This window comes from Nocardioides pini, assembly GCF_026712185.1.
GTDB lineage: Bacteria > Actinomycetota > Actinomycetes > Propionibacteriales > Nocardioidaceae > Nocardioides > Nocardioides pini.
The window spans coordinates 682,277-706,454 of sequence record NZ_JAPPUX010000003.1; the positions used below are offsets into that span (position 1 = coordinate 682,277).

A 24,178-nucleotide genomic window follows, 5' to 3' on the forward strand; every position below is an offset into this window, starting at 1 on the left:
CGTCGGGACCTGCATCTATGCTCTCGCCATGGCTCACGACGTGCTGGTGGTTGAGGACGAAGAGGACATCGCCGTCCCCCTCATGCGCACCCTCGAGCGCGAGGGCTACGAGGTCAACCGCGTGTCCGTGGGAGCCGAGGCCGTCGCCTTCGCCGTGGGCGAGGGCCCGGCGGTCGTGATCCTCGACCTCGGCCTGCCCGACATGGACGGCATCGACGTGTGCCGCCAGATGCGCTCGGGCGGCTACCTCGGCGGCATCATCATGGTGACCGCCCGCGCCGGCGAGCTCGACCGCGTGGTCGGCCTCGACGTCGGCGCCGACGACTACCTCGCCAAGCCGTTCGGCCTCGCCGAGCTCCTCGCCCGCGTGCGCGCGCTCCTGCGCCGCAGCGGCAGCACCCCCGCCCCCGACGACACGACCGTCACCACCTCGTCCGGCCTCAAGATCGACGCCGCGTCGCGCCGGGTCCACCTCGGCGACCGCGAGATCGCGCTGACCGCCAAGGAGTTCGACGTCCTGGCCGTCCTCGCCACCAACCACGACAAGGTCGTGCCGCGCGAGACGCTGATGAACGAGGTCTGGGACCAGAACTGGTACGGCTCGACGAAGACCCTCGACGTGACCATCGGCCGTCTCCGCAGCAAGCTCGAGGCCGCCGCGGCGGGGGAGAAGGTCGTCGCGATCCGCGGCGTCGGCTTCCGGCTCGAGACCGGCGTCTAGGCCGAGCCGCGTTCCTCCGGTCCGGTCAGCGCGAGCTCGCCCTCCGCCAGGGGGTCGTAGCGGTTGGCCGGCAGCGCCACCCACGCGGCCGCCGAGCCCGCCAGGCACAGCAGGCCGACCACGAGGCTCCCGCGCGAGAGACCGTCGACGAAGGCCGTCTCCATCGCCCGGGTCACGCCGGGCACCTGGGCAGCGAGGGCGTCGGTGAAGCCCACGGAGTCGCGCGCCGCGTCGAGCGTCGCCGGGTCCAGTCGACCCTCGAGCAGCTCGACCAGCCGTGCGCCGTACAGCGAGGAGAAGAGCGAGCCCACCACGGCGACGCCCAGGGTGCCGCCCAGCTCGCGGGTGGCGTCGTTGACCGCTGACCCCACGCCGGCGCGGGCGGGAGGGAGCACCTGCATGATCGACTCGGTCGCGGGCGTGGTGATCAGGCCGAGGCCGAGTCCCATGAGGACCATCTGGGGCACCACGGTCGTGGCGTAGTCGACGTCCACGTCGATCGTCGACACCCACAGGAACGACGACCCGAGCAGGAGCATCCCGGTGCCCACGACCGCCTTGGTGCCCAGTCGCGGGGCCAGCTGGCCACCCGCGACGGAGGCGACCGCGATGGCGATCGCGACCGGCAGGATGCGGACGCCGGTGCCGAGTGCGGAGTAGTCGCGCAGGAACTGGAAGAACTGCGTGATGAGGAAGATGAACCCGAAGAGCGCGAAGAACGCGATGGTCACCGACGCGCACGCCGCGCTGAACCGGCGGTCGGCGAACAGCGTGACGTCGAGCATCGGGTGCTCGGCGGCGCGCTCGATCGCCACGAAGGCGAGCGAGAGGGCGCCGGCGACGGCGAAGCCCGACAGCGTCACCGTCGAGGTCCAGCCGTGCTCGGGCGCCTCGATGATGGTCCAGGTCAGGGTGCCGAGGGCGGCGACGGAGACCGCCAGGCCGGGCAGGTCGAGGGGTGGCACGCCCGGGTCGCGCGACTCCGGGACGAAGGCCAACGTCATCACGATCGCGACGAGGCCCACCGGGACGAGGGCCCAGAAGACGCTGTGCCACGAGAAGTGCTCGAGCAGCAGGCCGCCCGACACCGGGCCCAGCGCGACGCCCATGCCCACGGCGGCACCCCAGGTGCCGAGCGCGGTGGCACGCTCGCGGCGCTCGGTGAAGGCGTTGGCGATGATCGACAGCGTGGTGGGGAAGATCAGGGCGGCACTCGCTCCCATGACGACCCGCAGCGCGACCAGCGCCTCGACGCTGTGCACGAGGGCAGCCGCGCCGCTGGCGGTCGAGAAGGCGGCGAGGCCGAAGACCAGCGAGGGCCGCCTGCCGAAGCGGTCGCTCAGGCTGCCCATCGCGAGGACCAGCGAGGCGAAGGCGAGGTTGTAGCCGTCGACGACCCACAGCAGCTCGCGCGTGTCGGCGTCGAGCTCGCGGGCGAGGCTGGGGAGCGCCACGTTGACGATCGTGGTGTCGAGGTTGATGGTCAGCGCGGCCAGGCACGTGGTCGCGAGGAGGGCTGCTCGGCGGTTCATGGCGACTCCGGAAGACGATGTTGACGGCGGTAACATCAGAGTGCGGCAGAATGTGACCGCTGTCAACATCGTCTAGTCTGGAGCTGTGACCCGCGCGCCCTACCACCACGGCAACCTCCGCGAGGCGCTCGTGGAGGCCGGCGTCGAGGTGGTCCGCGACGGGGGGCCGGAGGCCCTCTCGCTGCGGGAGCTGGCCCGCCGGGTCGGGGTGTCGCACGCCGCGGCCTACCGCCACTTCGCCGACCGCGAGGCCTTGGTCGACGCGGTCGCCGAGCGGGCGATGCACGCGCTGCTAGCGGTCGTGCACGACCGCCTCGCCCAGGTCGACGAGGTGGACCCGGTCATCCGCGCCCGCCGCCGCCTCGTGCAGATCGGGGTCGGCTACGTCGACTTCGCCCTCACCGAGCCGGGCCTGTTCCGGCTGCTCTTCACCGCCTACCCGGAGCCGCCCGAAGGCAAGGACCCCGACGGCGAGGATCCCTACAGCATGCTCAACGCCGCCCTCGACGAGCTGGTCGCGGTGGGCTACCTCGACCCGCGCGACCGTCCGGGCGCCGACGTGACCTGCTGGTCGGCGGTCCACGGCTTCTCGGTCCTCAACGTCGAGGGTCCCCTCCGCGGCATGGCCGAGCCCGACCGGGACGCCGCCCTGACCGGCTTGCTGCTCGGGATCGACCGCGGGCTCGGGCGCCGGGGGGAGTGGCCGGCACTCAGCCGCTGACGGGTCCTCGGCGGGTGGGACCCGCGCGCTACGGTCGGCACAGGTGCCCGACGGGGCCCGACGGAGACCGGAGGACCCTGTGGCCGACGCCCCGCAGCACCACGACGTCCTGATCGTGGGTGGAGGGAACGCGGGCACCTCGCTCGCGGCCCGGCTGCTGCGTGACGGTGCTCCCGACGTCGCGGTGGTCGAGTCGCGTCCGGTGCACCGCTACCGGCCGCTGCTGAGCTATGTCGGCGGCGGCGAGGCCACGATGTCGTCCCTCTCGCGCCCGGCCGACAGCGTGGTCCCCGACGGGGGCACGACGCTGCGCGACGAGGTCGTGGCGGTCGATCCGGCCGCCATGTCCGTCGAGACCCGGTCCGGACGCCGCTTCACGTGCCGGACGCTCGTCGTGTGCCCCGGTCTCGACGAGGACTGGGACGCCACGCCCGGCCTGCGGGAGGCGTACGACGCCGGGTGGGCCGCGTCGACCTTCGACGACGACACCGCCGCGCGGGTCTGGCCGGCGCTGCGCGGCCTGCGGTCCGGTCGGGTGGTCTTCACCGTCCCTCCCGAGCCGGCGCCGTGCGGCGCCACGGCGCTCAAGCCGCTGTTCATGGTCTGCGACCACTGGCGCCGCGCCGGCGTGCTGGACGACGTCGACGTGCACCTGGTGCTCCCCGGCGCGTCGCCGCTCGGTCTCGACGGCCCGGACGCGCGGCTCGAGGAGGCGCTGGCGTCGTACGACGTCCGCGTCCACCGCGAGGCGGCGGTGTCCCGGCTGGCCGGCCGCAGCGTCACCCTGGCCACGCCGACGGGGGAGGAGGTGGTCGAGGACGTCGCCTTCGCCCACGTCGTCCCGCACTACCGGGCTCCCCGCTGGGTCGCCGACGCCGGGCTGGCGGGCGAGCACCCGGCCGGGCTCGTCGACGTCGACCCCCTCACGATGCGGCACCGCCGCTTCCCGGACGTGTGGTCGCTCGGCGACGTCGCCGACCTGCGGACCCGGCCGTCCGGTGGAGCGCTGCGCAAGCAGGTGGCGATCCTCGCGCCGAACATCCTGGCCGCCCGCCTCGACCGCCCGCTGGGGCACTACGACGGCTACACCGTCATGCCGATCACCACCGCCCGCCACCGGCTGATGCTCGTCGAGGTCGACCGCGACGGCCGGTCGCAGCCCACGGTGCCGTGGCCCGACCTGACGAGGCCGCGGGCGGTGACGTGGTGGGTGGATCGCCACGTGCTGCCGCAGGTCTACTGGCGGCGGATCCTCCGCGGTCGGGTCTGAGGCCTCACTCGCTGTCGACGACCACGACGACCTTGCCGGTCAGCGTGCCGGCGGCCGCGCGGGAGTGGACGTCGGTCACCTCGTCCAGGGACACCCGCTCGCCGACGTCGACGCGGAGGTCGCCCGCATCGACGCGGGAGACGAGCTCGGCGAGCTGGTCGGCATCGCTGCGGACGTAGAGGTCGATCCCGCGGACCTCGCGTTCGTCGTCGGAGGGCGCCGGCATCCAGACGGTGGTGCTGACCACGACGCCGCCGTCTCGCACGAGGCCGGCCAGCCGGGTGAAGTCCTCGGGTGAGATCGGCGCGAGGTTGAGCAGCACGTCGACCGGCTCGGCGACCGCGTCCACCGGGTCGGTCGCGAGCCCCACGGCGCCGCCGGCACCGGTGACCAGGGGCCACCGTGGTCCTAGGGAGGCGGCTCGGCGCCGAGGGCGGTGTGGGCCGTGGGCCGTCTCGCCGCACGCAGCTGTGCGGGCGTGTCACCGCTGAAACGCACGACCTCGCGCGTCAGGTGGCTCTGGTCGGCGTACCCGTACCTCACCGCGACATCGGCGATCGAGTCGTGGTGGTGCAGTGCTGCCGCTGCTCGTTCGAAGCGCACCACGGCGGCGGCAACCTTCGGAGTAGTGCCGATGACGTGCGAGAACCTCGTCGTCACGTGGCGGTGACTCATCCCCGTCTCGCTCACCAGGTCAGCGATGCGGGTCGATCCGTGGCTCGTGTGGATCTGGCGCCACATCCAGGCGACCATCGGGTCGGGCTCGTGCGAGCGCGCAGCGAGTCCGAGGAGTGCCTCGTCGAGCAGCGCGAAGCGTCGGTCCCAACGACCGGCCGACCACACCCGGTCACGGAACCCCTCGTCGAAGTCCGGGATCACATCGGTGAGGTCGACCACCTGGTTCGCGATCGCGGAAGCCGGAGCGCTGAAGAGCCGCGAGGCGCCGAGCGGGGTCACGTAGACCTGGAGACAGTGCTGGCTGGACTCGAAGGACGTCGTGGCGTGTCCGGGCATCGGGCCGGCGACGAACGAGTCCTTCGCCCCCGATGCCCACGCCGTGCGAGAGGTGCAGGATCTCCAACCCCGGCCCGAACGACAGGACGACCGGCAGCAAGGTGCCCGCAGGTTGGCGGCGCAGCACCGGCTCGTGGGAGTGCTCCCGGTAGCCGACCATGCCCGCGACCAGCCCACGGAGCCCGGGATGCACCGCGTGCCTGACCAAGACGGGGCCAGTCGGCCCGCCGGCCACCGCGCGCACGTCGGCTCTCGCGTGAGGGTCGATTTCGTCCAAGGCACATCACCTTGCCGCGCAGCAGTCTGGGGTCAGAAAGGAGTACATCATGCGCGAGCTGGTAGCGATCGAGTTCCTGTCGGTCGACGGAGTGATGCAAGGACTGGGATCCCCGGACGAGGATCGAGAGGGCGGCTTCAGGCACGGCGGATGGGGAGCCCCGTACGCCGAGGCCATCCACACCTCGACGAGCGAGGACGGGCTGAGCGGCACCAGCGCCTACCTCTTCGGCCGCAAGACCTACGAGAAGATGGCGGCGTTCTGGCCCCACCAGCCACCGAGCGACGTCATGGCCTCACACCTCACCTCCACCTCCAAGCACGTCGCCAGCACCACCCTGGGTGATGCCGACGCGACCTGGGACAACACGACGGTCATGTCCGGCGACCTCGCCACCGAGGTCGCGCGCCTGAAGGCCACCGGGACCGGCGACATAGCCGTCCTCGGCAGTGGTGTCCTGGTGCGTGCACTCATGCAGCATGGCCTCGTCGACAGCCTCCGGCTGTTCGTGCACCCCCTCGTGCTCGGCTCCGGGAAGCGCCTGTTCCCCGAACTCGACGAGCCCTTGTCCCTCACCCTCACGAGCTGCGGGACCACCTCGTCGGGCAGCCTGGTGGTCTCCTACGACCTCGCGCGCGGGTGACGACTGTCGATGGAGCAGTTCTCCACAACCTTTGCCTCGAGGCTGTTTTCCGGGGCCGTCTGCTGGGTAGCGTCCCTCGTGCAGGACTTCTCGGGGAAGCAGGCACCACATGGCCGTTGATCGCGTCACGCGACCGCACGTCGACGACCTCGTCGAGCGGCTCGACCTCCAGGTGCGCGAGCGGGTGCGGCGCGAGGGCGTCGACCCGCAGCGCGAGGCCCTCGTCGTACGCCGCATCGCGGAGGACGTCGTCCGCGACCACGACAACCTCAGCCTCACGGGCGCGGTCGCCCCGGTCGCCGACGACAGCGCGATGGTGGGCGAGCTCGTCGCGCGCGTGTCGGGCTTCGGGCCGCTGCAGCCCTTCCTCGACGACCCGGAGGTCGAGGAGATCTGGATCAACGACCCGAGCCGGGTGTTCATCGCCCGCCGCGGGCGCCACGAGCTGACCAACCTCCGGCTCGATGCCGCCCAGGTCAGCGAGCTCGTGGAGCGGATGCTGAAGTCGAGCGGGCGCCGGCTCGACATCTCCACCCCCTTCGTCGACGCGATGCTGCCGGAAGGACACCGCCTCCACGTCGTCCTCGAGGGGATCACGCGGGGCTTCACCGCCGTCAACATCCGCAAGTTCCTCCTCCGGGCGCACCGGCTGTCCGACCTCGTCGCCCTCGGGAGCCTGACGCCCCAGGCGGCGCGCTTCCTCGAGGCATCGGTCCGCGCCGGCCTCAACGTCCTTGTCGCGGGAGGCACGCAGGCCGGCAAGACGACGATGCTGAACTGCCTCGCCGCCGCGGTGCCCGGGGGCGAGCGGGTGGTGAGCGCCGAGGAGGTCTTCGAGCTGCGCTTCGCCCATCCCGACTGGGTCGCGATGCAGACTCGGCAGGCCGGGCTGGAGCAGACGGGCGAGATCGTGCTGCGCGACCTCGTGAAGGAGGCGCTCCGGATGCGCCCGAGCCGCATCCTGGTCGGCGAGGTCCGCGCGGCCGAGTGCCTCGACCTGCTGCTCGCTCTCAACTCCGGCCTGCCCGGCATGTGCACGCTCCACGCCAACAGTGCGCGCGAGGCGCTGGTCAAGATGTGCACGCTGCCGCTGCTGGCCGGCGACAACATCTCGGCGCGCTTCGTGGTGCCGACGGTTGCCACCAGCGTCGACCTGGTCGTGCACCTCGGCCTCGGCGCCGACGGCGTACGCTGCGTCAACGAGATCGTGTCCGTGCCGGGGCGCGTGGAGGCCGACGTCATCGAGGTCGAGCCGATCTTCGTGCGCCACGGCCCCGAGCTGCGTCGCACCGGCGGCGTGCCCGCTCGCGTCGAGCGCTACGAGCGGGTCGGCATCGACGTCCACCAGCTGCTCTCCGCCGAGGAGGTCGCTCGCTGATGGGTGCGCTCGTCGGTCTCGGGGTGGGCATCGGCCTGCTGCTGATCTGGTCGGCCTTCGCCCTGCCGCGCCGGCCACGCCCGACGACGCCGGGCTCCTCGGCGCTGGGCCGCCTCCTCGGCCGGGCGGGCCTCGCGGACGTCACGCCGACGAGCGTGCTCTCGCTGTGCGCGGTGCTGTTCGCCGTGGCGTTCGCGCTCGTCCAGACGGTGTCGCGGACCGTCCCGGTGGCGGTCGTCTTCGCGGCCATGGCCGCCTACCTCCCGGTCGCGGTGCTGCGCCAGCGGGCGGCCCGACGGCTGCGCGACTTCGCCGAGGTGTGGCCGGAGGCGGTCGACAACCTCGCAAGCGCGGTCCGAGCCGGGCTCTCGCTGCCGGACGCCGTTGCGGCGCTCGGCACCAACGGGCCCGAGGCCCTGCGCGCCGACTTCGCCCGGTTCGCCCTCGACTACCAGGTCACCGGCCGGTTCGGGGAGTGCCTCGACCGGCTCAAGGACCGGCTCGCCGACCCCGTCGGCGACCGGGTCATCGAGGGGCTCCGGCTCGCCCGCGAGGTCGGCGGCGGCGACCTCGGGCGGCTGCTGCGCAACCTGTCCGGCTTCCTGCGCGACGACGCGCGCACCCGGTCCGAGCTGGAGGCGCGGCAGGCGTGGACCGTCAACGGTGCCCGCCTGGCGGTCGCCGCGCCGTGGATCGTGCTGCTCCTGATGTCGTTCCAGACCACGGCGATCCGGCAGTACGCCTCGCCGGGTGGCGTCCTCGTGCTGGGCATCGGCTTCGGCGTCTGCGTGCTCGCCTACTGGGCGATGATGCGCATCGGCCGTCTGCCGACCGAGAAGCGGATCCTGTCGTGAGCACCGCCGTGTGGGGAGCCCTCCTCGGTGCCGTGGCCGGAGCCGGCCTGCTCCTGGTCGGGACGCGGATCGCCGTGCTGCGCCGGCCGCAGCTGTCGGACCGCGTGCTGCCCTACCTGCGCGACGTGCCCAGGCTCGACCAGTCCGTCGTGCTCCGACCGGCCACCTCCGCGCCGACCTCGGCCGCCGCGGGGATCTTCGGGCCTCTCCTGCGCCAGGCCGCCGACCTGGTCGAGCGGGTGCTCGGCGGGAGCACCTCCGTCCGCCGTCGGCTCCAGCGCGCCGGCCTCGACCGGACGGTCCAGGACTTCCGCACCGAGCAGGTCGTCTGGGGTCTGGTCGGCTTCGCCGCCGCGGCCGCCGTCGTGCTCCTGCGCGCGCTCGGCGGGGTCGGCGGGATCGGGTCGGGCGCGGTCTTCTGCGTGCTCGGCTTCGTGGGCGGCGTCCTCCTCCGCGACAACCGGCTCAGCGCGCAGGTGAAGGACCGCGAGCGGCAGGTCCTCGTCGAGTTCCCGACGGTCGCCGAGCTGCTGGCGCTGTCCGTCGCCGCCGGAGAGAGCCCGGTCGCCGCGCTCGACCGCGTCGTCCGCCGCAGCCACGGCGCCCTCTCCGACGACCTCGCCCAGGTGCTCGCCCGGATCCGCACGGGCGAGCCCGTCGGTGCTGCTTTCGAGTCGCTCGCCCGCTCCACGGGACTTCCGATCGTGGCCCGCTTCGCCACCGGGATCACCGTCGCGATGGAGCGCGGCACCCCGCTCGCCGACGTGCTGCACGCCCAGGCCGCCGACGTACGAGAAGCGGGCCGCCGCCTGCTGATCGAGACCGCCGCCCGCAAGGAGATCGCGATGATGGCGCCCGTCGTCTTCTTCGTGCTGCCGGTGACGATCCTGTTCGCCTTCTATCCGGGGGTCCTGGGCCTGCGGCTCACCACCCCCTGACGCCTTCCCTCGCACCTCAACGAAAGGACAACCCATGCACCCGTCCGTCTCGGGACTCCTCCTCCACCTGACAGCGGCACGGCCTCGCGACGATCGCGGTGACGTGCCCGGCTGGGTGATGGTCACCTTGATGACCGCCATCGTGGTCGCCGCGCTCACGCCCTTCGTCAGCGACGAGCTGCGCGCACTGCTGGCGCGGGCCTTCGCCATGGTCAGCGGCTAGGCCGGCGTGCCTCGCCGCGTTCGCACCAGCGAGCGCGGGGCTGCGGTCGTCGACTTCGTCCTCGTCCTGCTCGTCCTCCTGCCGCTGGTCATCGGCATCCTCCAGCTCGCGCTGGTGCTCCACGTGCGCAACACCCTGGCCTCCGCTGCGGCGGAGGGCGCCCGGCACGCGGCGGTCGCCGGCTCGTCGGCGCCGGCCGGCCGCGCGAAGGTGCAGGAGCTGGTCAGCGGCGCCCTGTCGGCCGACTTCGTCCGCTCGGTGAGCGTACGACCGGCCCTCGTGGGCGGCGCCCCCGGCTACGAGGCGGTCGTCACCGCCGACGTGGGCCTGCTCGGCTTCGGGGGCGCAGGCGTCCCCATCCGCGTGTCCGGGCACGCCGTCGCCGAGGTGGCGCCACCGTGAGCCGGCCGCGACAGGCCCCGCGGCGCGACGAGCAGGGCTCTGCGCTCGTCGAGCTCAGCTGGCTCGCGATCATCCTGCTGGTCCCGCTCGTCTGGATCGTCATCTCGGTCTTCGAGGTGCAGCAGGGCGCGTTCGCCACCAGCGCCGCTGCCCGCGCGGCCGGACGCGCCTACGCCCTGGCGCCGGACGACGCCACGGGAGCGGCCCGCGCCGACGCTGTCGTACGACAGGTCCTCGCCGACCAGGGCACCCCCGGCCAGCGCGCCCGGGTCACCGTCACCTGCGACGCTCCCGCGGGGAACTGCCACGTCGGCACGTCGGTCATCACCGTCCGCGTCGACTCCGGCGTCGACCTGCCGTTCTTCCCGGCGATCCTCGGGAAGGGCGCCGCGAGCTTCTCGCTCGACGCCACCCACACGGTCCCGATCGGGCAGTACGTCGAGAGCGGGGCCGACGACCGCGAGGGTGACCGATGAGGCGGCGCGACGAGCACGGGCAGGTGACGCTCCTGATCATCGGGTTCGCCAGCATCCTGCTCATGGCGGTCGTCGTCGTCATCGACGCGTCGTCGGCGTACCTCCAACGGCAGGGCCTCGACAACCTCGCGGACGGCGCCGCCCTCTACGGCGCCGACCTCGGGTCTGCCGGCATCTACGAGCAGGGCCTGGACGGCGAGCGCCTCACCCAGCAGGAGGCAGCGGTCGAGGCCGCCGTGCGCGACTACCTCGCTCGCGCAGACGCAGTCCTGAGGTACCCCGGCATCGACGTCGGCGTGCGCGTCGACCCCGTCGGTCGTTCCGTCACCGTCCGGCTGAGCGCGCCTCTCGACCTGCCGCTCACCATCCCCGGCTCGCCGGGCAACCCGGTCGTCGGCGCCAGCAGCACCGCCGCCGTGACGGTGGTCCCCGGTGGCTGAGGGTGGGGATCAGGCACCGGAGGTCCGGGGTGGATCGTCCGGTGGCGCGTGGTGCTGCGTCATGCGAAGGCGTACCCATAGCGCCCGGTTCGTATGACGCTGGGGTGGGGGAGCGTGCTGCGTCATGCGAAGGCGTACCCATAGCGCCCGGTTCGTATGACGCTGGGGTGGGGGAGCGTGCTGCGTCATGCGAAGGCGCACCCATAGCCCCCGGTTCGTATGACGCAGCGAGCGGGACTCGAGGCTGACGAGCGGCGGTCGGTGACGGTCGTCACCGCCCCACCCCATCAGATGGTCCGAAAGCAAGCCCGGGGCCACGCCGCCGGTAGTTTCAAGCCATGACCGAGACCTGGCCCGGCACTGCCTACCCCCTGGGTGCCACCTTCGACGGCACCGGCACGAACTTCGCCCTGTTCAGCGAGGTCGCCGAGCGCGTCGAGCTGTGCCTGTTCGACCCCGACCCCGACAACGCGGGCTCCTTCACCGAGACCCGCATCGAGGTCACCGAGGTCGACGCCTACGTCTGGCACTGCTACATCCCGACGGTGCAGCCCGGCCAGCGCTACGGCTACCGCGTCCACGGTCCCTGGGACCCGACCCAGGGCCTGCGCTGCAACCCGAACAAGCTGCTCCTCGACCCCTACGCCAAGGCCACGGCCGGCGAGATCGACTGGGACCAGTCGCTGTTCTCCTACAACTTCGGCGACGAGGACTCGCGCAACGACGAGGACTCCGCCGCGCACATGACCCACGGCGTGGTCATCAACCCGTTCTTCGACTGGGAGGGCGACCGCCGCCTCTCCATCCCCTACAACGAGTCCTTCATCTACGAGGCGCACGTCAAGGGCCTCACCCAGCTGCACCCCGACGTGCCCGAGGAGCAGCGGGGGACGTACGCCGGTCTGGCGCACCCCTCGGTCACCGCCCACCTCAAGAAGCTCGGCGTCACCGCGATCGAGCTGATGCCGGTGCACCAGTTCGTGCAGGACTCGACCCTGCTGGACCAGGGGCTGCGCAACTACTGGGGTTACAACACCCTCGCCTTCCTCGCCCCGCACGCCGACTACGCCTCCAGCCAGCAGGGCCAGCAGGTCCAGGAGTTCAAGGCGATGGTCAAGGCGATGCACGCCGCCGGCATCGAGGTCATCCTCGACGTGGTCTACAACCACACCGCCGAGGGCAACCACCTCGGCCCCACGCTGAGCTTCAAGGGCATCGACAACGCGGCCTACTACCGCCTCGTCGAGGACGACCAGCGCTACTACATGGACTACACCGGCACCGGCAACACCCTCAACGTGCGCCACCCGCACTCGGTGCAGCTGATCATGGACTCGCTGCGCTACTGGGTCACCGAGATGCACGTCGACGGCTTCCGCTTCGACCTCGCCGCCACGCTGGCCCGCGAGTTCTACGACGTCGACAAGCTCTCGACCTTCTTCGAGATGGTGCAGCAGGACCCGGTCGTCAGCCAGGTGAAGCTGATCGCCGAGCCGTGGGACATCGGCCCCGGCGGCTACCAGGTCGGCGGCTTCCCCCCGCAGTGGACCGAGTGGAACGGCGCCTACCGCGACACCGTGCGCGACTTCTGGCGCGGCGAGCCGTCGCTGGGCGAGTTCGCCTCGCGGCTGTCCGGCTCCTCCGACCTCTACGAGCACTCCGGGCGGCGGCCGTTCGCCAGCATCAACTTCGTCACCGCCCACGACGGCTTCACGCTGCGCGACCTCGTGTCCTACAACGAGAAGCACAACGAGGCCAACGGCGAGGACAACAACGACGGGGAGAGCCACAACCGCTCGTGGAACCACGGCGTGGAGGGCCCAACCGACGACCCCGAGATCCTCGAGGCGCGTGCGCGCGAGCAGCGCAACTTCATCGCGACCCTGCTGCTCAGCCAGGGCGTGCCGATGCTGCTGCACGGCGACGAGCTGAGCCGCACCCAGGACGGCAACAACAACACCTACGCCCAGGACAGCGAGATCAGCTGGGTGCACTGGGACGACGCCGACAAGCCGCTCATCGAGTTCACCGCGGCCGTGGCCAAGCTGCGTGCCGACCACCCGACCTTCCACCGCAAGCGCTTCTTCACCGGCACCACCGTGCGCACCGGTGACGGCGAGCGCCTCAACGACATCGTCTGGCTCGGCCTCGACGGCGAGCCGATGGAGGACGGCGACTGGGAGGGCGGCAAGGCGATCGGGATGTACCTCAACGGCAACGGCATCGCCGGCAAGGACGCTCGCGGCGCCACGATCACCGACGACCACTTCCTGCTCTACTTCAACGCCGACGGCCCGGCGCAGGTGACGCTGCCGCCGGAGGAGTACGCCGCCGCGTGGGACGTCGTCATCGACACCGGCGGCGACGCCGACGCCGGCCCGACGTTCGAGGCCGGCGGGACCTTCGACCTCGGCACGCACAGCCTCGTCGTGCTCCGCGAGCACTCCGAGCCCGAGGTCAGCCCCGACCACTCGGTCGCTGCATCGCTGGCCGCGCGCTCGGGTACGGACGTCACGTGACCGACGCACACCGAGACGACGCCGCCCAGCGTCGTACGCCGCACAGCACCTACCGGCTGCAGGTCAGCCCCGACTTCACGCTCCACGACGCGGCGCGGGTGCTGCCCTACCTGCACGACCTCGGGGTCGACTGGGTCTACCTCTCGCCGCTGCTGGCCTCCGAGCCGGGCAGCACGCACGGCTACGACGTCGTCGCCTTCGACCACGTCGACCCCGAGCGGGGCGGCGAGGAGGGCCTGGCCGCGCTCTCGGCCGAGGCGCGTCGACTCGGGATGGGCGTGCTGGTCGACATCGTGCCCAACCACGTCGGCGTCGCCACGCCGTCGGAGGACCCGTGGTGGTGGGACGTGCTCAAGCTCGGGCGGGAGTCCGAGCACGCGAGCGCGTTCGACGTCGACTGGGCGGCCGGCGACGGCCGCATCGTGATCCCGGTCATCGGTGACCACGACGAGGGCGCGATCCGCATCGCCCGGTCGAAGAACGGGGAGGGCGAGGTCCGCTACCACGACCAGCGCTTCCCGATGGCGCCCGGCACCACGACGCTGGAGGAGCAGCACTACGAGCTGGTCAACTGGCGCGCGGCCGACGAGGACCTCAACTACCGGCGCTTCTTCGCCGTCAACACGCTCGCCGCGGTGCGCGTGGAGGACCCCGAGGTCTTCGCCGAGACCCACGTCGAGGTCAAGCGGTGGTTCGACGAGGGGCTCGTCGACGGGCTCCGCGTCGACCACCCCGACGGCCTGCGCGACCCCAAGCGCTACCTCGACGACCTCGCCGCCCTGACCGGCGGCGCCTACGTGCTCGTCGAGAAGATCCTCGAGCCCGGCGAGCACCTGCCCGCCGACTGGGCGACCGCCGGCACCACCGGCTACGACGCGCTCGCGCTCATCGACCGGCTGCTCACCGACCCCGCCGGCGAGGCGCCGCTGACCGCGCTCGAGGACCGGCTCCGCGGCACGAGCGTGGACTGGGAGCAGATGGTCCACGACAACAAGCGCGCCGTGGCCGACGGCATCCTGCACTCCGAGGTCCTGCGCATCACCCGCGAGGTCGAGCGCGTGCTGGAGTCGCGGGAGGAGAGCGCCGACGAGGATGCCGTGGCCGACGCGGTCAGCGAGCTGCTCGCCTGCTTCCCGGTCTACCGCTCCTACCTGCCCGGGGGCCGCGACCACCTCGACCAGGCGTTCGCCCGCGCGCGGGAGCAGCGCGCCGACCTCGCGACGACGTACGACGTCCTCGAGCCGATCCTCCACGACGAGTGGGGCCAGCCGGCCCGGCGCTTCCAGCAGACCTCCGGGATGGTCATGGCCAAGGGTGTCGAGGACTGCTCGTTCTACCGCTGGTCCCGGCTGACCTCGCTCAACGAGGTCGGCGGAGACCCCTCGATCTTCGCGATCGGCGTCGACGACTGGCACGAGGCCATGGCGGCGCGGCAGCGCGACTGGCCCGACGCGATGGTCACCCTCTCGACCCACGACACCAAGCGCGGCGAGGACGTCCGCGCCCGCATCACCGTGCTGGCCGAGGAGCCGGGGCACTGGGAGCGCGCGCTCGACGAGCTGCTCCGCCTCGCGCCCGTCCCCGACGAGGGGTTCGGCTCGCTGCTGTGGCAGGCCGTGCTGGGCGCGTGGACGCCCGACCACCTGCCCGACCTCCGCGACCGGCTGCACGGCTACGCCGAGAAGGCGATGCGGGAGGCGGGCGACCGGACGACGTGGACCGAGCCCGACGAGGCGTACGAGTCGCAGGTGCACGCCGCGGTCGACGCTGTCTTCGACTCCGAGGAGGTGCGGGCCGTGCTGGTCGACCTCGCCGCCCGCATCGACGCGCCCGCCCAGGCGAACTCGCTCGCGGCCAAGCTCCTCGCGATCACGATGCCGGGCGTGCCCGACGTCTACCAGGGCAGCGAGCTCTACGAGACCTCGCTCGTCGACCCCGACAACCGGCGGCCGGTCGACTTCGAGCACCGGGCCGCGGTGCTCGCCGGCACCGCCGAGGACGACGCCGCGACCAAGCTGCACGTCACCTGCACCGCCCTCACCCTCCGTCGCGAGAGGCCCGAGCTGTTCACCGGCTACACCCCGGTCACCGCCTCGGGGTCCGCCGCACCGCACGCGGTCGCCTTCGACCGCGGCGGCGCCATCGCGGTGGCCACCCGCCTGCCCGTGGGGCTGGCCGCGGCCGGTGGCTGGGGCGACACCGCGCTCGACCTGCCCGAGGGCCGCTGGCACGACGTGCTGACCGGGCTCGACACCGACGGCCGGCTGGACGCGCTGCTCGCCGTCCACCCGGTCGCCCTCCTGGTGCGGAAGGACTGACATGACCACCTCTCGGGGCTCTCGGGGTCCCTTCGACGTCTGGGCACCGCGCCCGCAGCGGGTGCGGCTGGTCGTCGACGGCGACGGCGGTGGTGCCGTCGAGATGCAGCGCGGCGACGACGGGTGGTGGACGCCGGCCGAGGGCCTGCCGACCTGGGCCTCGGCGGACACCGTCGACTACGGCTACCTCCTCGACGACGCCCCCGACCCGCGCCCGGACCCGCGCTCGCGCCGCCAGCCCGGCGGCGTGCACGAGCTCTCCCGGCGCGAGCGGACGACGTACGAGTGGCAGGACGCCGCGTGGACCGGGCGCCAGCTGCCGGGGTCGGTGATCTACGAGCTGCACGTCGGCACGTTCACGCCGGCGGGCACGCTCGACTCCGCGACCGAGCGGCTCGAGCACCTCGTCGACCTCGGTGTCGACCTCGTCGAGCTGCTGCCGGTCAACGCCTTCAACGGCACCCACAACTGGGGCTACGACGGTGTCGGCTGGTTCGCCGTGCACGAGCAGTACGGCGGCCCGGACGCCTACCGCCGCTTCGTCGACGCCTGCCACGCCGCGGGACTCGGGGTCGTGCAGGACGTCGTCCACAACCACCTCGGCCCGTCGGGCAACTACCTCCCGCTGTTCGGGCCCTATCTCAAGGCCGGCCGCAACACGTGGGGCGACCTGGTCAACCTCGACGGCGAGGGGTCGGCGGAGGTGCGCCGCTACATCCTCGACAACGTCCGGATGTGGTTCGAGGACTACCACGTCGACGCGCTGCGGCTCGACGCCGTGCACGCGCTGCAGGACACCTCGCCGGTCCACCTCCTCGAGGAGATGGCGGTCGAGACGGCCGCGCTGTCCGCGCACCTCCGCCGACCGCTCACCCTGATCGCCGAGTCCGACCTCAACGACACCCTCCTCGTCCGCCCGCGCGAGGCAGGCGGCCACGGTCTCGACGCCCAGTGGAGCGACGACTTCCACCACGCCGTCCACGTCGCGCTGAGCGGCGAGACCACGGGCTACTACGCCGACTTCGAGCCGCTCGAGGCGCTGGCGAAGGTGTGCGAGAAGGGCTTCTTCCACGACGGCACGTTCTCGTCGTTCCGCGAGCGCGACCACGGTGCGCCGGTCGACACCGAGCACATGCCCACCTGGCGGCTCGTCGTCGCCAACCAGAACCACGACCAGGTCGGCAACCGCGCCCGCGGCGACCGGCTCGCCGAGCACCTCGACGACGACCAGCTCGCGTGCGCCGCGCTGCTGACGCTCGCCGGGCCGTTCACCCCGATGCTGTTCATGGGGGAGGAGTGGGCCGCCTCGACGCCGTTCGCGTTCTTCACCTCCCACCCCGAGCCCGAGCTCGGGACGGCGACCGCCGAGGGCCGGATCGCGGAGTTCGAGCGGATGGGCTGGGACCCCGACGAGGTCCTCGACCCCCAGGACCCCGAGACGTTCCGCCGGTCGAAGCTGGACTGGGCCGAGCTGGGGACGGGGCGCCACGCGGTGGTGCTCGACTGCTACCGGCGGCTCGGCCGGCTGCGCCGCGAGCTGCCCCAGCTGACCGACCCGGCCTTCGGGTCGGTCTCGTGCAGCGTCGACGGCCGCCTGTTCACCATGCGGCGCGGCGACCTGCTCGTCCTCGTCAACGCCGGCGAGACCGAGGTGTCGGTGCCGGTCGACGCCCGCGAGGTCCTCTTCGAGACGCCCTCCGGCGTCGACCTCGACGACAGCGCGGTCGTCCTCCCGCCGCACGCCGGCGCGCTCCTGCGCTGACGCACGACGAGGGTCCCGCGAGGTCGGGCCCAACGCCTCATGACGTACGACGGCGGGCGCACGAGGCTGGAGATGCCAACCCACGCGCGTCGTGGAACCCGCCATGGCGCGCACCAGAAGGGAGCTCGTCATGAATCGCATCGCCCGCGTCGCTTGCGTCGCGGCCGCCGCACTGGCACTGGTGTCACCGACGCCGATCGCGTCTGCCTCACCGGCTGCTGACCCCGGCACCCGCCAGGTCGCCCACGCCGCCCAGACCTACAAGGTCGTGGCCAGCATCAACACGTCCGAGGCGGCCGCCGGCGAGGACACCGTCCGCATCACGGGCAAGGTGAAGCCCAGGGCCGCGGGCCAGAAGGTCGTCCTCCAGCAGCGTCCCGAGGGGTCGAACCGCTGGCGGAAGTCCGGCACGGCGAAGGTCACGTCGTCCGGCAGGTTCGTGCTGACGGACGAGCCCAGTCGGCCCGGCGTGCGGTTCTACCGCGTGCTCAAGCCCGGGGGTGACGGCGTCAAGGCCGGCACCAGCCGCGAGCTCCAGCTCGACGTGTGGGGCTGGTACAGCCTGGCCATCAGGCAGGTAGGCGCCAACTCGGGGGTCCTCGTGGGCGCCTACACGCAGTTCGGCGCCGAGCCCTACTACTCCAGCCTCGTGCAGCAGACGGCAGGCACGCCCGGCTACGTCGAGTACACCCTGGGCAGGAAGGCCCGCAGCCTGCGCGGGACCTACGCGCTGACCGATGACTCCACCACCGGCGCGTCCGGCTCGGTCACGGTCTCGGTGGACGGCACCGCCGTGGTGACGCACCCGCTGGCCACGGGGACCATCGTCGAGGACTACGTCATCGACGTGCGCAACGCCTTCCGCGTGCGGTTCGACCTCGTCGGCTCGGCGACCCCGGCCGGCCGGTCCGCCGTGGGTGACCCGGAGGTTCTCCTCCTGCCGTGACGCCCGGCGACGCTGTCGGCGGATCCTCGGGGATCCGCCGACAACTTTCTGGTGGGGGCTCGCGTCTCCCTCGTGAACGGCCCGCTCCCGGGCCCACACGACGGGGAAAGAACCATGAACCGCTTGACCGCACTGGCCGCCACCGTGGCCCTCGCCGCCGGCTCGCTGGCGCTCACCACGCCGACGCAGGCGGCGCCCGCGAAGGCGCAGGCCTACAAGGTCACCGCCAAGGCCAACATCGAGGTCGCCGTCGCCAAGGAGGACACCGTCAAGGTCAAGGGTCGCGTCACGCCCAAGGCCGCCGGCGAGAAGGTCGTCCTGCAGCAGCGCGTGGGCAACAAGAAGTCGTGGAAGTCCACGGGCAACGCCAAGATCAAGAAGAACGGCACCTACGTCCTCAAGGACAAGCCCTCCACCCAGGGCCCGCGCGAGTACCGCGTGCTCAAGCCGGCCTCGAAGGGCCTGCAGAAGGGCTACAGCAAGGCCCTTCCCGTCGAGGTCTACAAGTGGGAGAAGCTGGTCTACCGCCTCAGCGGCCCCCGCGTGAACGTCGAGCCTGCGGGCGTCCTCATCGGCGCCGAGTACTTCGGCCAGAGCCTGGCGACCACGACCTCGGGCACGCCGTCGTCGGTGGAGTACACCCTCGGGCGCAAGTGCACCGACCTGCGCGCGACGTACGCCCTCACCGACAGCTCCGCCACCGGCTCCAGCGGCGCCGTGACGGTCACCGCCGACGGTGCCGTGCTCGCCACGCACCCGCTGGCCGTCGGCACCGTGATCGCCGACGAGGTCCTCGACGTCTCCGACGTCTTCCGCCTCAAGGTCGACCTGACCACCTCCGCGACCCCGGCCGCCGTCGCCGCCGTCGCGACGCCCGAGGTGCTCTGCACGCGCTGACGCGCACCCGTTCCGCAGCGGCGGGCACGACCGGATTCACAGGCCCGGGCGTGCTCGCCGCTGCCGTTCGTCCGAACCTCTGCTTTCGACACCCTTCCCGCGTGAGCCGTACTGTTGCTCCTTGTGGCAGGCATCGACTTCGACGTAGAGATCAAGCAGCTCAAGGCGACCATGAAGACCATCGGTCAGGTCCTCGACCTCGACAAGATGCGCGGTGAGATCGCCGACCTGGGCGAGCAGGTCGCCGCGCCGGACCTGTGGGACGACCAGGCCAACGCCACCCGCGTGACCGGGCGCCTCTCCGCCCTGCAAGGCGAGCTCGACCGCTACACCGGTCTCGAGACCCGCATCGAGGACCTCGGCCTCATGGTCGAGATGGCCCGGGAGGAGGGCGACGCCGACACGCTCGCCGACTCCGAGGCCGAGCTCGGCCGCATCAAGAAGGCCGTCGAGTCGCTCGAGATCCGCACCCTGCTGTCGGGGGAGTACGACGAGCGCGAGGCGATCGTGACGATCCGCTCGGGCGCCGGAGGTGTGGACGCCGCCGACTTCGCCGAGATGCTCATGCGGATGTACACGCGCTGGGCCGAGCAGCACAAGTACGGCGTCGAGGTCTACGACGTGTCCTACGCCGAGGAGGCGGGCATCAAGTCCGCCGAGTTCGCCATCCACGCCCCCTACGCCTACGGCACCCTCTCGGTCGAGGCCGGCACCCACCGCCTCGTGCGGATCAGCCCGTTCGACAACCAGGGCCGCCGCCAGACCTCCTTCGCCGCCGTGGAGGTCGTGCCCGTCCTCGAGCAGACCGACGAGATCGAGGTCGACGAGAACGACATCCGCACCGACGTCTTCCGCTCCGGCGGCCCCGGCGGCCAGTCGGTCAACACCACCGACTCCGCGGTCCGCCTCACCCACATCCCCACCGGCATCGTGGTCTCCTGCCAGAACGAGAAGTCGCAGCTGCAGAACAAGGCGTCGGCCATGGTCGTGCTCAAGGCCAAGCTGCTGGCGAAGAAGAAGGAAGAGGAAGCCGCCCTCAAGAAGGACCTCAAGGGCGACGTCGCGGCCAGCTGGGGCGACCAGATGCGCAACTACGTCCTCAACCCCTACCAGATCGTCAAGGACCTCCGGACCGGCCACGAGTCCGGCAACCCGAGCGCGGTCTTCGACGGCGACCTCGACGACTTCATGGAGGCCGGGATCCGCTGGCGCCGCGGGGCGGAGAAGGTCGACGCCTGAGGCGGCGATTCGCCGATCGCGTCCACCCCTCACGTAGCCTCGACGCCGTGATTCGCTTCGAGAAGGTCACCAAGACCTATCCCGGCCACCCCCACCCCGCGCTCGACAACGTGTCCGTCGACGTCGAGAAGGGGGAGTTCGTCTTCCTCGTGGGCTCCTCGGGCTCGGGCAAGTCGACCTTCCTGCGCCTGGTGCTCCGCGAGTACCGCCCGACCACCGGCCGCGTCTACGTCGCCGGGAAGGAGATCAACCGGCTGGCCGGCTGGAAGGTGCCGCGGCTGCGCCGCGACATCGGCACGGTCTTCCAGGACTTCCGCCTGCTGCCCAACAAGACCGTGACGGAGAACGTCGCGTTCGCGCTCCAGGTGATCGGCAAGTCCCGCAAGGAGATCAAGGACGTCGTCCCCGAGACGCTCGAGCTGGTGGGCCTGAGCGGCAAGGGCGACCGGATGCCCGACGAGCTCTCCGGTGGCGAGCAGCAGCGCGTCGCCGTGGCGCGGGCGTTCGTCAACCGGCCGATGATCCTCATCGCCGACGAGCCCACCGGAAACCTCGACCCCACGACCTCGGTCGGGATCATGAAGCTCCTCGACCGGATCAACCGCACCGGCACCACCGTCGTGATGGCCACGCACGACGCCGGCATCGTCGACCAGATGCGCAAGCGCGTCATCGAGCTCGACAACGGCCACGTCGTGCGCGACCAGGCGCAGGGCGTCTACGGCCACCAGAACTGACGCAGAACTGACGCGGGCCGCCGGCCCGGACCCGATCCGCCTCCCCGAACGAATCGAGACCCCCACTCCATGCAGCTGCGCTACGTCTACTCCGAGCTCGGCCAGGGCCTGCGACGCAACCTGACGATGCACCTCGCGGTGATCCTCACCCTGGTCGTCTCGCTGACCCTCGTGGGCATCGGCCTGCTCTTCCAGCAGCAGGCGACGCGTGCGGCCGAGCACTTCGGCAACCAGCTCCAGATCACGGTCTACCTGTGCCGGCTCAACGACTCCAACCCGGTCTGCCCCAACCCGGTGACCGAGGCGCAGAAGGCGGAGATCGAGGCCGTGGTCGAGGACAACCCGGAGGTGGCGAGCTACCGCTTCGAGTCCGGCGAGGTCGCCCTGGAGAAGGCGAAGGAGCTCTACGGCGAGGAGCTGTTCTCCGGCGACAACCCCGCGCTGACGGCGGAGGACATGCCGCAGACGATCTGGATCACGCTCGAGGACCCCGAGCAGTACGAAGGCATCAGCAGTGCGGTGCAGGGCCTCGACGGCGTCTCCCGGGTGCGTGACCTGCGCGAGCAGGTCGGACCCATCCTCACGACCATCACCAAGATGCGGACGTACGCCCTGGGCACGGCCGCGCTGCTGGTGCTGGCGGCCCTGCTGCTCGTCGCCAACACGATCCGACTCGCCGCCTTCGCGCGGCGCAAGGAGATCGGCATCATGCGGCTCGTGGGCGCCTCCACCCTCTACATCGCGCTGCCGTTCCTCCTCGAGGCACTGGTCACGGCGTTGATCAGCGTGGCCCTCGCCATCGGGGCGCTCGCGGCGTTCCTGAGGTTCGCGATCGGTGACCTCCAGCAGAACCTGAGGTTCGTCCCGTGGATCGGCTGGGACGAGTTCTGGCTGGCCGCCGGAGCGGTCGCGATCCTCGGTCCGGTGCTGACGTTGCTCCCGACACTCGTGTTGACGCGGAAATACCTCAAAGTCTGATCGGCGGAGGTTAGCGTCTAGGCGTCCCGCCCGGCCGTGCGTCGGGAGGACACCCTTCCCCGCTTCCCCGACGCAAAGGCTTCCCCGGTGCGTACCTTCCCCCGTGCCGCTCACCGCCCTGTGGCCGCAGCTCTCGTTGCGGTCATGGCGCTGGGTGTGTCCGCTGCTCACGCCGACGACCTCAAGGACAAGAAGAACAAGGTCGAGCGCGAGCTCAAGGGCGCTCACCAGGACCTCGACGAGTCCAGTGCGCAGCTGCGCAAGGCCGCGGCCCGCCTCGACGCTGCGCAGCAGCAGCTCGACGTCGCCAAGACGCGGCTCGCCACCGCGCGGGGCAAGGTGGAGGTCGCCGCCGAGCGCGACGCGCAGATGCAGGCGGAGCTGGCGGCCGCCGAGGCCGAGCTCGCCGCCGCAGAGGCGGCGCTGGCCCAGGGCAAGGTCGACCGCGACGCCCAGCGGGAGAAGGTCGCCCGCACCGTCGCCGACATGTACTCCGAGGGCGACCCCGAGCTGATCGCGTTCTCCTCCCTCCTCGACGCCGAGTCCACCGAGGAGCTCACCCGGCGCGACGGCGTGCGCGACGTCGTGGTCGGCCAGGAGGCGCGCGAGTACGACGAGCTCAAGGCCTCGGAGGTGCTCCTCCAGGTCCGCGAGGACCAGGTCGCCGACGCCCGCGACGTGGTGGCCGCCAAGCGCGAGGCCGCCGCCGAGCACCTCGAGCTGATGCAGGCCCTCGAGGCCGAGGAGCAGGCGGCCAAGGACTCCGTCGTCTCCCTGGTCATCGAGCGCCGCGACGCCCGCGAGGGCGCAAGCGCGGCTCGCGCCAAGGACCTCGCGAAGCTGCGCAAGCTCGAGAACGAGCAGCAGAAGATCGAGGAGATGCTGCGCAAGCGGGCCCTCGCCGCGCTGCGGCGCCAGCGCGCGCAGGCCCGGTCGCAGGCCCGGTCGCAGGCCTCCACGCCGAGCCCCGGCCTGCTCGCCTATCCCGTCGACGGCTACGTCACCTCGCCGTTCGGCTACCGGACCCACCCGATCTACCACTACTGGGGCCTGCACGACGGGGTCGACTTCGGTGGGGGCTGCGGCACCCCGCTGCGCGCCGCCGCGCCCGGCCGGGTCGTGTCGTCCTACTTCAGCGGCGTCTACGGCAACCGGCTGGTCATCGACCACGGCGTGCTCGGCGGCAAGGGCATCGCCACGATCTACAACCACGCGAGCGGCTACAACGTGGGCGTCGGTGACCAGGTCGCCGAGGGGCAGGTCATCGGCTTCGAGGGCAGCACCGGTTGGTCCACGGGCTGCCACCTGCACTTCACCGTGATGGCCAACGGCGTGGCCGTGGACCCGATGAACTGGCTCTGACCGACCACGACCGGGCACAACCGGCTGGACACGCTCTGGGACAATGGACCCATGGCGAAGGAGCAGGGCCAGAAGATGGTCGCGCAGAACAAGAAGGCGCGCCACGACTACCACATCGAGGACACCTGGGAGGCCGGGCTCGTCCTGATGGGGACCGAGGTGAAGTCGCTGCGCCAGGGGCGCGCCTCGCTCGTCGACGGCTTCGCCGAGATCGACAACGGCGAGGCGTGGCTGCTCGGCGTGCACATCCCGGAGTACAGCCAGGGTAGCTGGACCAACCACTCCGCCCGCCGCCGTCGCAAGCTCCTGCTCAACCGGTCCGAGATCGACAAGATCGAGCGCAAGATCACCGACAAGGGCTACACGATCGTGCCGCTCGCGCTCTACTTCAAGGACGGCCGCGCCAAGGTCGAGATCGCCCTCGCCAAGGGCAAGAAGGCCTACGACAAGCGCCACACCCTCGCCGAGCGCCAGGCCAACCGGGAGAAGGTCGAGGCCGTCCAGCGGCGGCTCAAGGGCCACCGAGATTGA

At 71.7% G+C, this 24,178-nt stretch carries 24 protein-coding genes; 21 read left to right on the forward strand and 3 right to left on the reverse strand.

The window, feature by feature from the left end; all coding sequences use genetic code 11:
- The first annotated feature begins 28 nt into the window (after nt 1-28).
- Complete coding sequence (locus NYO98_RS13020; RefSeq protein ID WP_268112157.1) at nt 29-721, forward strand: response regulator transcription factor; 693 nt, start codon at nt 29-31, stop codon at nt 719-721.
- On the opposite strand, the gene NYO98_RS13025 is transcribed toward NYO98_RS13020, so the two are convergent.
- Nucleotides 718-2,253 (reverse strand): MFS transporter, encoded by a 1,536-nt coding sequence (locus tag NYO98_RS13025; protein WP_268112158.1) that lies wholly within the window; start codon nt 2,251-2,253, stop codon nt 718-720. The two genes, NYO98_RS13020 and NYO98_RS13025, sit on opposite strands and share 4 nt — an antisense overlap.
- A gap of 85 nt (nt 2,254-2,338) precedes the next feature.
- Between NYO98_RS13025 and NYO98_RS13030 the strand changes: the two genes are divergently transcribed.
- Together NYO98_RS13030 and NYO98_RS13035 are read left to right on the forward strand one after the other, a co-directional pair.
- Nucleotides 2,339-2,974, forward strand: coding sequence for a TetR/AcrR family transcriptional regulator (locus tag NYO98_RS13030; protein ID WP_268112159.1), 636 nt, complete (start codon nt 2,339-2,341; stop codon nt 2,972-2,974).
- A gap of 79 nt (nt 2,975-3,053) precedes the next feature.
- The gene (locus NYO98_RS13035) at nt 3,054-4,244 is read left to right on the forward strand and encodes an NAD(P)/FAD-dependent oxidoreductase (RefSeq protein WP_268112160.1); all 1,191 of its coding nucleotides are present in this window, start codon (nt 3,054-3,056) and stop codon (nt 4,242-4,244) included.
- A gap of 4 nt (nt 4,245-4,248) precedes the next feature.
- Here NYO98_RS13035 and NYO98_RS13040 read toward each other — a convergent pair whose 3' ends face one another.
- Nucleotides 4,249-4,614: a zinc-binding dehydrogenase gene (locus NYO98_RS13040; protein ID WP_268112161.1), complete on the reverse strand. Its 366-nt coding sequence runs from the start codon at nt 4,612-4,614 to the stop codon at nt 4,249-4,251.
- 38 nt (nt 4,615-4,652) lie between these two features.
- A complete protein-coding gene (locus NYO98_RS13045; RefSeq protein WP_268112162.1) occupies nt 4,653-5,258 on the reverse strand; it encodes an AraC family transcriptional regulator in 606 nt (201 codons plus the stop codon).
- Between the two features lie 326 nt (nt 5,259-5,584).
- Here NYO98_RS13045 and NYO98_RS13050 point away from each other — a divergent pair, with 326 nt between their 5' ends.
- The 18 genes from NYO98_RS13050 (at nt 5,585) to smpB (ending at nt 24,178) form a co-directional block, all read left to right on the forward strand.
- A complete protein-coding gene (locus tag NYO98_RS13050; protein ID WP_268112163.1) occupies nt 5,585-6,178 on the forward strand; it encodes a dihydrofolate reductase family protein in 594 nt (197 codons plus the stop codon).
- Nucleotides 6,179-6,287: 109 nt separating this feature from the next.
- The gene (locus NYO98_RS13055) at nt 6,288-7,556 is read left to right on the forward strand and encodes a CpaF family protein (protein WP_268112164.1); all 1,269 of its coding nucleotides are present in this window, start codon (nt 6,288-6,290) and stop codon (nt 7,554-7,556) included.
- Nucleotides 7,556-8,410 (forward strand): type II secretion system F family protein, encoded by an 855-nt coding sequence (locus NYO98_RS13060; protein ID WP_268112165.1) that lies wholly within the window; start codon nt 7,556-7,558, stop codon nt 8,408-8,410. Before NYO98_RS13055 ends, NYO98_RS13060 begins: the two co-directional genes overlap by 1 nt.
- Nucleotides 8,407-9,348: a type II secretion system F family protein gene (locus tag NYO98_RS13065; protein ID WP_268112166.1), complete on the forward strand. Its 942-nt coding sequence runs from the start codon at nt 8,407-8,409 to the stop codon at nt 9,346-9,348. Before NYO98_RS13060 ends, NYO98_RS13065 begins: the two co-directional genes overlap by 4 nt.
- 34 nt (nt 9,349-9,382) lie before the next feature.
- Nucleotides 9,383-9,571 carry a hypothetical protein gene (locus NYO98_RS13070; protein ID WP_268112167.1) on the forward strand — a complete coding sequence of 63 codons (189 nt, stop codon included), beginning with the start codon at nt 9,383-9,385 and terminating at the stop codon, nt 9,569-9,571.
- A 6-nt stretch (nt 9,572-9,577) separates the two neighbouring features.
- Nucleotides 9,578-9,973, forward strand: coding sequence for a TadE/TadG family type IV pilus assembly protein (locus tag NYO98_RS13075; protein WP_268112168.1), 396 nt, complete (start codon nt 9,578-9,580; stop codon nt 9,971-9,973).
- Nucleotides 9,970-10,449, forward strand: a complete 480-nt coding sequence (locus NYO98_RS13080; RefSeq protein ID WP_268112169.1) for a hypothetical protein — start codon at nt 9,970-9,972, stop codon at nt 10,447-10,449. The genes NYO98_RS13075 and NYO98_RS13080 overlap by 4 nt, the downstream gene beginning before the upstream one ends.
- Nucleotides 10,446-10,889 (forward strand): Tad domain-containing protein, encoded by a 444-nt coding sequence (locus NYO98_RS13085; protein WP_268112170.1) that lies wholly within the window; start codon nt 10,446-10,448, stop codon nt 10,887-10,889. Before NYO98_RS13080 ends, NYO98_RS13085 begins: the two co-directional genes overlap by 4 nt.
- Before the next feature lie 338 nt (nt 10,890-11,227).
- On the forward strand, nt 11,228-13,408 hold the full coding sequence (gene glgX / locus NYO98_RS13090; protein WP_268112171.1) for a glycogen debranching protein GlgX: 2,181 nt from the start codon (nt 11,228-11,230) through the stop codon (nt 13,406-13,408).
- On the forward strand, nt 13,405-15,726 hold the full coding sequence (gene treY, locus NYO98_RS13095) for a malto-oligosyltrehalose synthase (protein ID WP_268112172.1): 2,322 nt from the start codon (nt 13,405-13,407) through the stop codon (nt 15,724-15,726). Before glgX ends, treY begins: the two co-directional genes overlap by 4 nt.
- Nucleotide 15,727: 1 nt before the next feature.
- Nucleotides 15,728-17,488, forward strand: coding sequence for a malto-oligosyltrehalose trehalohydrolase (treZ, locus tag NYO98_RS13100; protein WP_268112173.1), 1,761 nt, complete (start codon nt 15,728-15,730; stop codon nt 17,486-17,488).
- Nucleotides 17,489-17,618: 130 nt separating this feature from the next.
- On the forward strand, nt 17,619-18,434 hold the full coding sequence (locus NYO98_RS13105; protein WP_268112174.1) for a hypothetical protein: 816 nt from the start codon (nt 17,619-17,621) through the stop codon (nt 18,432-18,434).
- A gap of 114 nt (nt 18,435-18,548) precedes the next feature.
- Entirely contained in the window at nt 18,549-19,331 is a 783-nt protein-coding gene (locus NYO98_RS13110) for a hypothetical protein (protein ID WP_268112175.1), read from the forward strand.
- Nucleotides 19,332-19,454: 123 nt separating this feature from the next.
- The gene (prfB, locus tag NYO98_RS13115; protein ID WP_268112176.1) at nt 19,455-20,570 is read left to right on the forward strand and encodes a peptide chain release factor 2; all 1,116 of its coding nucleotides are present in this window, start codon (nt 19,455-19,457) and stop codon (nt 20,568-20,570) included.
- Between the two features lie 47 nt (nt 20,571-20,617).
- Nucleotides 20,618-21,307, forward strand: coding sequence for a cell division ATP-binding protein FtsE (gene ftsE / locus NYO98_RS13120; RefSeq protein WP_268112177.1), 690 nt, complete (start codon nt 20,618-20,620; stop codon nt 21,305-21,307).
- Nucleotides 21,308-21,376: 69 nt separating this feature from the next.
- A complete protein-coding gene (ftsX, locus tag NYO98_RS13125) occupies nt 21,377-22,285 on the forward strand; it encodes a permease-like cell division protein FtsX (RefSeq protein ID WP_268112178.1) in 909 nt (302 codons plus the stop codon).
- A gap of 144 nt (nt 22,286-22,429) precedes the next feature.
- A complete protein-coding gene (locus NYO98_RS13130; RefSeq protein ID WP_268112179.1) occupies nt 22,430-23,647 on the forward strand; it encodes a M23 family metallopeptidase in 1,218 nt (405 codons plus the stop codon).
- Between the two features lie 51 nt (nt 23,648-23,698).
- On the forward strand, nt 23,699-24,178 hold the full coding sequence (gene smpB / locus NYO98_RS13135) for an SsrA-binding protein SmpB (RefSeq protein WP_268112180.1): 480 nt from the start codon (nt 23,699-23,701) through the stop codon (nt 24,176-24,178).

Excerpts from the sequence above, each read along its gene's own strand:
- smpB (WP_268112180.1), top strand. The coding sequence starts at position 23,699 with ATGGCGAAGGAGCAGGGCCAGAAGATGGTCGCGCAGAACAAGAAGGCG.
- glgX (WP_268112171.1), top strand. The coding sequence starts at position 11,228 with ATGACCGAGACCTGGCCCGGCACTGCCTACCCCCTGGGTGCCACCTTC.
- NYO98_RS13105 (WP_268112174.1), top strand. The coding sequence starts at position 17,619 with ATGAATCGCATCGCCCGCGTCGCTTGCGTCGCGGCCGCCGCACTGGCA.
- NYO98_RS13020 (WP_268112157.1), top strand. The coding sequence starts at position 29 with ATGGCTCACGACGTGCTGGTGGTTGAGGACGAAGAGGACATCGCCGTC.
- NYO98_RS13045 (WP_268112162.1), bottom strand. The coding sequence starts at position 5,258 with ATGCCCGGACACGCCACGACGTCCTTCGAGTCCAGCCAGCACTGTCTC.
- NYO98_RS13055 (WP_268112164.1), top strand. The coding sequence starts at position 6,288 with ATGGCCGTTGATCGCGTCACGCGACCGCACGTCGACGACCTCGTCGAG.
- treZ (WP_268112173.1), top strand. The coding sequence starts at position 15,728 with ATGACCACCTCTCGGGGCTCTCGGGGTCCCTTCGACGTCTGGGCACCG.
- NYO98_RS13085 (WP_268112170.1), top strand. The coding sequence starts at position 10,446 with ATGAGGCGGCGCGACGAGCACGGGCAGGTGACGCTCCTGATCATCGGG.
- NYO98_RS13130 (WP_268112179.1), top strand. The coding sequence starts at position 22,430 with ATGGCGCTGGGTGTGTCCGCTGCTCACGCCGACGACCTCAAGGACAAG.
- NYO98_RS13060 (WP_268112165.1), top strand. The coding sequence starts at position 7,556 with ATGGGTGCGCTCGTCGGTCTCGGGGTGGGCATCGGCCTGCTGCTGATC.
- NYO98_RS13025 (WP_268112158.1), bottom strand. The coding sequence starts at position 2,253 with ATGAACCGCCGAGCAGCCCTCCTCGCGACCACGTGCCTGGCCGCGCTG.
- NYO98_RS13110 (WP_268112175.1), top strand. The coding sequence starts at position 18,549 with ATGAACCGCTTGACCGCACTGGCCGCCACCGTGGCCCTCGCCGCCGGC.
- ftsX (WP_268112178.1), top strand. The coding sequence starts at position 21,377 with ATGCAGCTGCGCTACGTCTACTCCGAGCTCGGCCAGGGCCTGCGACGC.
- NYO98_RS13050 (WP_268112163.1), top strand. The coding sequence starts at position 5,585 with ATGCGCGAGCTGGTAGCGATCGAGTTCCTGTCGGTCGACGGAGTGATG.
- NYO98_RS13070 (WP_268112167.1), top strand. The coding sequence starts at position 9,383 with ATGCACCCGTCCGTCTCGGGACTCCTCCTCCACCTGACAGCGGCACGG.